The sequence below is a fragment of the Paenibacillus sp. LC231 genome (assembly GCF_001860525.1).
GTDB lineage: Bacteria > Bacillota > Bacilli > Paenibacillales > Paenibacillaceae > Paenibacillus_AQ.
In genome coordinates this window covers 385,681-393,262 of record NZ_JFOM01000049.1, presented here as the reverse complement: position 1 = coordinate 393,262, position 7,582 = coordinate 385,681, and the positions used below count along the sequence as shown (strand labels likewise).

The following is a 7,582-nucleotide window of genomic DNA, read 5'->3' as shown; positions in this document are numbered from 1 at the left end:
GCTTTCTTCGTTTCTTCACTATATCGATTAAAAGTTTGACCTTTCTTCGCTGGCATAACAAAAATCCCCTCCGGTATCCAGTGTTTGAGTTCATTGTAACATGTCCTCTTTTTTCACTGTCTACCATCAGGGGATAATACCATTGCAGCTCTTTTTTTAAGATTATAGAATTTATAAATTTTCAGCGAAGCTGAACAATTCCGTAATCGCAAGAAAAACTTCCTTTAACCGCGGTCTGTCTTCTGAGAAAGTACGTCGATAGACGTTTTTTTATGGATGATATTTTAATGAAGGAACGATGAAGATCTTTGTTGCTCCTCCTTAATATGTCTAAAGTTTGAAGCGTTATGGGACATAGCAAAAAAAGACGTTTAATCTCCTTGCATTCCCCCCCTATTTTGCTATACTCAATTTTGTTTATATAAAAACAGAAATCAACAAATCATAACAAAATAAACATAAGGAAAGGTTGTGACAACGTCCATGGACCACAGTCGTACACCGCTCTTCACCGCACTTAAAGAACATGCGGCCAAAAACCCCGTGCAATTTCACATTCCGGGACATAAGAAGGGCCTCGGCACCGACGCCGAATTTCGGGAATTTATAGGGGATAACGCCTTTTCTATAGATTTGATTAATATTGCGCCGCTGGATGATTTGCATCAGCCTACAGGCGTCATCGAGGAAGCCCAAAAGCTGGCCGCCGACGCATTCGGTGCCGATCACACCTACTTCAGTGTCCAAGGGACAAGCGGAGCGATCATGACCATGATCATGTCGGTATGTTCGCCTGGCGATAAAATCATCGTACCGCGCAACGTCCACAAATCCGTGCTTTCCGCCATCATTTTCACCGGGGCCAAGCCTGTATTCGTATCGCCTGCCCAGGATTCCAATGTCGGAATCGATCACGGAATCACCATCAGCTCGGTCCGGAAAGCATTAAAACGTCACCCTGACGCCAAAGCCGTACTGGTCATTAACCCGACATACTTCGGGGTAAGCGCCAATCTGAAGGAAATCGTGGATTTGGCTCACAGCTACAATGTGCCCGTTCTCGTGGATGAGGCGCACGGTGTATTGATCCATTTTCATGAAGAGCTCCCGATGTCGGCCATGGAAGCGGGGGCCGATATGGCCGCGACCAGCGTCCACAAACTCGGCGGCTCGATGACGCAGAGCTCCGTGCTGAACGTGAATACCAAGAACGGATACATCAATCCTTATCGCGTACAGACGATTATCAGCATGCTGACTACAACCTCCACCTCTTACATCCTGCTGGCATCGCTTGATACTTCACGCCGCAGTTTGGCGCTGCATGGACGCGAAATGGCTGCAAGGACGATTGAGTTGGCGCAATATGCACGTGATGAAGTCAATAAAATCGAAGGTTTGTACAGCTTTGGAAAAGAAATATTAGGCGGGGAAGCGACGTACTCCTATGATCCAACCAAATTGACGATCCATGTGCGCCACCTCGGCATTACGGGATATGAAACCGAGAACTGGCTGCGGGATCACTACAATATTGAGGTGGAGCTCAGTGATATGTACAATATTCTGTGCCTCATTACACCGGGGGACAATCGGGAGACCATCGATATTTTGCTGACAGCGCTCCGTGAGCTTTCCAATCAATACATGCATGTGAATGAGATTAACGAGCTGGTTGTGAAAACTCCGGAAATTCCGCAGTTGTCGCTGATCCCTCGCGATGCATTTTACGGAGATACGGAAGTAGTGCCTTTCAAGGAATCGGCAGGGCGCATTATTGCCGAATTCATCTATGTCTACCCGCCAGGGATTCCGATCCTGCTTCCGGGCGAAGTTATTTCCCAGGAGAACATCGATTACATTATCGATCATGTCGAAGTAGGCCTTCCGGTTAAAGGCCCCGAGGACCGCAGCATCCAAAATGTTAAAGTCATCGTGGAAACGGATCCTATATTCTAAAACGTCAGCTGTAAACACAATAAACCCGGTGCGAATGGTTCGCACCGGGTTTATTGCTTTGGAGTCTTATTCCTGGTTTGCAGCAGCGACCAGTTCGTTGTAAACCGCCTCTACTTCATTCCATTCTTCTTCGTCCTCAATATTGTAAAGAACCATTTCCTCGTTCTCTTCTTCCATACGTAGAATGACGCCGTCCGCTTCCGGATTTTCGCGTTCAAGCAAAAGCGCGTAAAGCTTCTCGCCGACATCAAATGTCTCCACAAGAACCATCTCTACTTCTTTTCCTTCTTCATCCGTCAATGTCAGCACAAACTCTTCATGTTCGTGGTCGTGGTCATGATCGTGACCGCAGCCGCAAGCATCTCCGTGTTCATGTTTGTGTTCACTCATTGAAAAAACCTCACTTCGGTTAAATTATCATACTTTCGTATCGTATCACGGATAGCTTCTTCAGGTCAATTTCTGCCAAGTGCCTTAGGGCCCCTTAATTTAGGGCAGTAATCACTTTCTCCGCAACTTTCACAAAACCGTCCTCCGATTTGACTTTTACATAAAAGCCCACCGAGTATTTTCCCGCCGTTTTGAAATCATATGTGAAATCATAGGTTCGGAACCAGAAGTTATCCTTGCGGTCCTTCACTTCCTGGGATTGAATGTCCTTGATATTGCCCGAAGGATCCTCAATCGCTACTTTCACGGAATGAATATCGTTGTTTAAGCTGTCAACCTGGCTAAAAACATTGAATTTCAGCTTCCCCTTGTTCACGTTGCCGAATACAGTATCTCCTTTAAACAGAAAAATATGCACGTTCGGCTTGATGATTTGAACTTGTCCATTCGCGGGATTCCAATCCACAGCGCCGTCAAATTCCCGAACCGGCACATAGGTTTTGCCATCAATTAAATATCCGCCATCCTTCAATTCATGACCGTTCAGCCAGACACGGACACGCTCATTAACGGAATCTGCGAACAAAAGGGTGCTGCCACCCATTAAAGAGAGCACTAGCATACATGCCATCACTTTTTTCCATTTCATAATAATCATTTCCCTCCATTGGCTCATCTTGTTGTTATATGTGTATACTACATGTCAAAAAACAAGTTGCGGACAATTTTGCACTTTGTGGTAAAATTTTTTCCTCGTGCGTAACGATTGGTCCTATCACGAATTATAATGCATTTCGGCCCCGATTCGATCATATAATCCGTGTAAATCGACATGGAATTCGTTAAAATATACATTAGCATACGGGGACTACACTTCATTTCATCAGGAGGTTTCATCCATTGACACTAAAATTGCAAATGCTTGGCACCGGCAGTGCGTTTGCCAAGAACTACTATAACAATAACGCACTGGTCCATGACGGGAATTTCACACTTCTCATTGACTGCGGCATCACCGCTCCAATGGCACTTCATCAGCTGAATAAGACCTTTAACGATATGGATGCTGTGCTTATCACTCACATTCATGCTGACCATGTAGGCGGACTTGAGGAGCTGGCTTTTATTATGAAAATGAAATACAACCGTAAGCTCCCACTCTATATTGCCGAGACGCTGGTGGAACCGATATGGGAGCACACCCTCAAAGGCGGCTTATATCAACAGGGACATATCTCCTCCCTGCATGATGTATTTGACGTACACCCTCTGAAACCGGGAGTGAAGACCCATATTTCATCCGGCATCTCGGTAGAACTGATTCATACGCAGCATATTCCCGGCAAGGACAGCTATTCGCTTTATCTGAATGATCGGATTTTTTACAGTGCTGACATGGTATTCGACCCTATACTGCTCAACCAATTGGTGAATGAGCGGGATTGTGAAGTGATTCTGCATGAATGTCAGCTGCAAGGCCCTGGCGAGGTTCATACGACACTGGATCAGCTGCTTAGCCTACCACAAGAAATTCAGGAGCGCACCTATCTCATGCATTACAGCGATGAGGTCGAAGCTTTCATTGGAAAGACCGGCATCATGGAATTTGTGGAGCAGCAGCGGGTATACGAATGGTAGTTCAGTATAGATGAATAGTTTATGAGGTTTCCCGGGAACACTAATGCCGGGAGGCGATTCATATGGATAATACACAACAAGAAGTCGTAGGCGTCCGTAAAAACGGAGATGGCGACATCATCGAACTTAAGCTGGATAACGGCAGTGTCGTTGACTACAAGACAGCGCAACAAATGGCCAAGAATAAAGAGATCAAAAACCTGAACGTATTCCGTGGACGTGACGGAGACGAACATCTTCGCTCCAATGCGGATGGCGATCCAAGCAACAACCTGGACAATTTGCCAAACTTTTAAAATCATGACTAAAAAGACCTCGAGTCGATACTCGAGGTCTTTTCTTTTAAACAGTGAGGATCATTAGCACCTTAATATGGTAAGAAGCCTACAGTTCCTTTTTCATACGAACGTGGGGAATGCCCGCATCATCAAACGGCTCGTCCGAAATGGTCTCATACCCAAGCTTGCGATAAAATGCCTCCGCTTGCACCTGTGCATCCAGTACAGAATACTGCAGCTTCAATTCACGCGCCTGCGCTTCCAATGCCATCATCAGCACACGCCCTATCCCTTTGGAGCGGAATGGCTTACGCACCGCAATTCGCTGCATTTTGGCGGAGTCTTTATTGTAATAGGTGATACGTCCGGTTGCCGCGTATTGACCTTCCGATTTGATCAGGACATGAAACGCATCGGATTCCAGACGATCGTACTCATCGATCTCCAGGTCAATCGGCACCTTCTGTTCAAGCACGAAAACATCCTTCCGGATATCCAGCGCCTGCTGCAATTGCTCTTCGGTTGATACATTTATGATTTCTGCTGCCATTTCAACACCTCTTTATGTAGAATCAATTCTAGTGATATCGCAGATCGAGATATTATACAAAATAATCGTTTTCCTGTATAGTATAAGCTAACGTTTTCTTGAAAGGAGCATGGCCTTTATGGGCATGGGAGCCACGATATTTTGGGCTGTTATCATCTCAGCCGTTATCATCTACCCTATCTTTTGGGCGATTAAAAAAGGTTATTCCCGCAAATGGGATGAGGAATAACCTCGGCCGTTTTACAGCAAACCGCCAACCTGCCAGCCGACGGTTTGTTCTGCTCGTTATTCAAGCAATGGATACAGACATTCTTACGACTGATCTGTTACGGATTCGTTGCTGCACCCCTTTATGGTTGGAGATCACGTAATGTGTCCACCGAATCCATCGGCGGTACCGGCTCCAGTGCCCCGCTTCCCTGCTTGGAATACACGTCCTGATCTACAGAACGGCCGTAAACATCGAGCATTACGGGCGCTGCTGATCCATGGAGCGGCTCCAGCTGCACCGACGTTCTCTCCGGGATACTGCAACCGCTGCCCAGTACAGTTACCCCCAGCAACGAGAGCACCAGTCCGGCTCGTTTGAAATGATGGGATTTCCCACCTGCCATACCATTCACGCTCCTCCACTGGCAAATACATGCTGTATTTAGTCTGAACCGGAATGTGATTTTTTATAACGAGAAAACCATTGACAGTCGCATTGTCTGCTGGTAATATATGAATTACCTTTTTAAATATTTCATGATCTGTTAGCTCAGCTGGGAGAGCACTATCTTGACAGGGTAGGGGTCAGTGGTTCGAGCCCACTACAGATCATAACCGTAAACCCTTGATGCCATTGGCATCAAGGGTTTTTTCTTTTTTCCTTCTTTAGATTAGCTAGCTGAATTTCACCCAAAGGGGACGAATTGGGGGGACAAAGTCGGGTTTCCCCGTCTCCAGGTACGTTGCCCGGATCCACTGATCCCGAATGTTGTGTATCTTTATCGAAGATCAACGACACCATTCCAGGCTTGACTTCCACTTATCCATACAAAAAAACCGGTACCCAGAAAGGTGCCGGAAATCATAACCTACATATTCATCTTTATTTATACCATTATCTTTAAGTACCCCAGTCCCCTTACGAAGGATCAAGACTTACTTTAACAGTTCTTCCGGCGTCTCTCCGCTGTATACAAAAACGGGACTTGCAGTATTAACTACAAAAACAGCTACCAACGTCAGAGCAGATGCGATAAACGAAAACAACCGATGTCTAATCCTATGGATCCATAACATGAGCTTGTCCTCCTTTCCAGCGTATTAAACTGATAGCCTGGACCAAAAATATGACAGCCAATGTTGGGGACTGGAGTCCAAAGTTAAATATCACGATGAAACAGCTAATCAAGCGAAGTTTTGCGTAATGCTTCCTCGGTATTCGGGACTGCTTCTCAATTCGGCTGGGAGCGAACAGCATCACCAGCGACAGACTGAGAGCAGTAATTACGAGAATGCCTGCATTCCCCATATCCGCAAAAGACACCAGAGTGAATAGCGCTGTCGTGAATGCAATACAGCCTGCCCCCGTCTTAAGATGATATCCTCCGGAAAATTGCCTTAGTACCGCAAAACCCACCAAAGCTATCACAGCCTGCTTCATGTTACCTGTAAAAATAGAGATAAGCAGCGTGAAGACCACAATACACAATACGTTTAAAATGATGGTGATCGCATGTTTCAGAACAGAAACAGAGGACTTATGGTCGGGTACCTGGCGTTTGATCCCCTCCGCTATCCGCTTTGACAAGCCTTCTATGATCATAAGATTCCCGCTCCTCTGTATTGATGGCATAATACAAGAAGATTCCAAATGTTATTCCAAAGAAGAGAAGGTGCAGCCATAAACGATTAAGGTAAAATAGAATTGCAATTAATATCAACACCACGATAATCAACGTGATCAATAGAACATGTTCAAATTTAATGCGCAGCTTTTCCAGATCGTACTTAAACCCAATACCAAACCTGTACATAATCCAGGATATCAATAGTCCTGTCGCACCTGAGAGGATTTGAAGAATATAACCATTGGCATGATCGGTCTGAATGGAGTCGATCGATCCGAATATCGTTGTCAGATATGCCGTTTGAATTAACGCATAAAACATATAACCCAGAATGGTGCAGATCGCCGACCAGATAACCGGGATCTTAATAATGGCTGAAAATAAGAAAACGAAGATCAGCACGGTGATGAGAGGGGCTAGAAAATCCAATTGAAGTTCGTTGCGCATGATAAAACTTTGTAAGTTGGCAAGGATCATGACAATCAACGCCTGCCCTATGTACTCTGTCGTCTTGAATCTAAGCAACGTCATGATTAGCGAATAAATAGCCAGTGTTTCAAATGTTGAAAACAACATAAACCAAATAACTTCCATTCAAAGATTTCCTCCCTACACCATAAGAAATGGTTAAATGTGTACTACGCCACTTCTCGATTTATCCTGATTACACTGATGGTTATAACGTCCATAAATAAACGGTATACCGACAGACCCTCAGTTTCTATCGAGTCGTCCTAAATGATGCATGTTCTTGAGGTCAATTCCGATGGCGCCTGCCACTTCTTATATGTCTGGAAACTGTGATGGAAAATGTAAAAACATTAACGTCGTTTATGTCTCCGGTTTGGCCAAAAATTCTAAAAAAGAACAGCTTAGAACTTCGTATACACCAAAACGAATTAAATCGCTGACGTTCAATCCATATACCA

Annotated in this window: 10 protein-coding genes and 1 tRNA gene; 4 read left to right on the top strand and 7 right to left on the bottom strand. The window is 45.0% G+C overall.

Going from position 1 to position 7,582, the window contains the following annotated elements; translation table 11 throughout:
- Positions 1–483 precede the first annotated feature (483 nt).
- Positions 484–1,959 (top strand): aminotransferase class I/II-fold pyridoxal phosphate-dependent enzyme, encoded by a 1,476-nt coding sequence (locus tag AK95_RS27305; RefSeq protein WP_071223050.1) that lies wholly within the window; start codon positions 484–486, stop codon positions 1,957–1,959.
- 66 nt (positions 1,960–2,025) lie between these two features.
- On the opposite strand, the gene AK95_RS27300 is transcribed toward AK95_RS27305, so the two are convergent.
- Together AK95_RS27300 and AK95_RS27295 are read right to left on the bottom strand one after the other, a co-directional pair.
- Positions 2,026–2,349, bottom strand: a complete 324-nt coding sequence (locus AK95_RS27300; protein WP_071223049.1) for a DUF1292 domain-containing protein — start codon at positions 2,347–2,349, stop codon at positions 2,026–2,028.
- 94 nt (positions 2,350–2,443) lie between these two features.
- On the bottom strand, positions 2,444–2,998 hold the full coding sequence (locus tag AK95_RS27295) for a copper amine oxidase (RefSeq protein WP_071223073.1): 555 nt from the start codon (positions 2,996–2,998) through the stop codon (positions 2,444–2,446).
- A gap of 251 nt (positions 2,999–3,249) precedes the next feature.
- Here AK95_RS27295 and AK95_RS27290 point away from each other — a divergent pair, with 251 nt between their 5' ends.
- Both AK95_RS27290 and AK95_RS27285 read left to right on the top strand, forming a co-directional pair.
- Positions 3,250–3,987 carry an MBL fold metallo-hydrolase gene (locus tag AK95_RS27290; protein ID WP_071223048.1) on the top strand — a complete coding sequence of 246 codons (738 nt, stop codon included), beginning with the start codon at positions 3,250–3,252 and terminating at the stop codon, positions 3,985–3,987.
- A 62-nt stretch (positions 3,988–4,049) separates the two neighbouring features.
- Entirely contained in the window at positions 4,050–4,283 is a 234-nt protein-coding gene (locus AK95_RS27285) for a DUF3892 domain-containing protein (protein WP_071223047.1), read from the top strand.
- Between the two features lie 88 nt (positions 4,284–4,371).
- Here the strand turns inward: AK95_RS27285 and AK95_RS27280 are convergent, their stop codons facing one another.
- Positions 4,372–4,815: a GNAT family N-acetyltransferase gene (locus tag AK95_RS27280; RefSeq protein ID WP_071223046.1), complete on the bottom strand. Its 444-nt coding sequence runs from the start codon at positions 4,813–4,815 to the stop codon at positions 4,372–4,374.
- 350 nt (positions 4,816–5,165) lie between these two features.
- Positions 5,166–5,429 (bottom strand): hypothetical protein, encoded by a 264-nt coding sequence (locus tag AK95_RS27275; protein WP_071223045.1) that lies wholly within the window; start codon positions 5,427–5,429, stop codon positions 5,166–5,168.
- Between the two features lie 135 nt (positions 5,430–5,564).
- On the opposite strand from AK95_RS27275, the gene AK95_RS27270 reads away from it, so the two are divergent.
- Positions 5,565–5,637: transfer RNA gene (locus AK95_RS27270), tRNA-Val, on the top strand.
- Positions 5,638–5,961: 324 nt separating this feature from the next.
- Here the strand turns inward: AK95_RS27270 and AK95_RS33685 are convergent.
- From AK95_RS33685 to AK95_RS27260, 3 genes are read right to left on the bottom strand one after another with little or no spacing between them, the layout of a single operon-like run.
- Positions 5,962–6,102, bottom strand: coding sequence for a cyclic lactone autoinducer peptide (locus AK95_RS33685; RefSeq protein ID WP_074961962.1), 141 nt, complete (start codon positions 6,100–6,102; stop codon positions 5,962–5,964).
- A complete protein-coding gene (locus AK95_RS27265) occupies positions 6,086–6,628 on the bottom strand; it encodes an accessory gene regulator ArgB-like protein (protein ID WP_083397739.1) in 543 nt (180 codons plus the stop codon). The genes AK95_RS33685 and AK95_RS27265 overlap by 17 nt, the downstream gene beginning before the upstream one ends.
- Positions 6,564–7,247, bottom strand: coding sequence for a hypothetical protein (locus AK95_RS27260; RefSeq protein WP_071223044.1), 684 nt, complete (start codon positions 7,245–7,247; stop codon positions 6,564–6,566). The genes AK95_RS27265 and AK95_RS27260 overlap by 65 nt, the downstream gene beginning before the upstream one ends.
- Between the last annotated feature and the right edge of the window lie 335 nt (positions 7,248–7,582).

Bases quoted from the DNA above. Each gene is read 5' to 3' on its own strand.
- AK95_RS33685 (WP_074961962.1), bottom strand. From the start codon at position 6,102: ATGTTATGGATCCATAGGATTAGACATCGGTTGTTTTCGTTTATCGCA.
- AK95_RS27295 (WP_071223073.1), bottom strand. From the start codon at position 2,998: ATGAAATGGAAAAAAGTGATGGCATGTATGCTAGTGCTCTCTTTAATG.
- AK95_RS27265 (WP_083397739.1), bottom strand. From the start codon at position 6,628: ATGATCATAGAAGGCTTGTCAAAGCGGATAGCGGAGGGGATCAAACGC.
- AK95_RS27300 (WP_071223049.1), bottom strand. From the start codon at position 2,349: ATGAGTGAACACAAACATGAACACGGAGATGCTTGCGGCTGCGGTCAC.
- AK95_RS27285 (WP_071223047.1), top strand. From the start codon at position 4,050: ATGGATAATACACAACAAGAAGTCGTAGGCGTCCGTAAAAACGGAGAT.
- AK95_RS27260 (WP_071223044.1), bottom strand. From the start codon at position 7,247: ATGGAAGTTATTTGGTTTATGTTGTTTTCAACATTTGAAACACTGGCT.
- AK95_RS27305 (WP_071223050.1), top strand. From the start codon at position 484: ATGGACCACAGTCGTACACCGCTCTTCACCGCACTTAAAGAACATGCG.
- AK95_RS27280 (WP_071223046.1), bottom strand. From the start codon at position 4,815: ATGGCAGCAGAAATCATAAATGTATCAACCGAAGAGCAATTGCAGCAG.
- AK95_RS27275 (WP_071223045.1), bottom strand. From the start codon at position 5,429: ATGGCAGGTGGGAAATCCCATCATTTCAAACGAGCCGGACTGGTGCTC.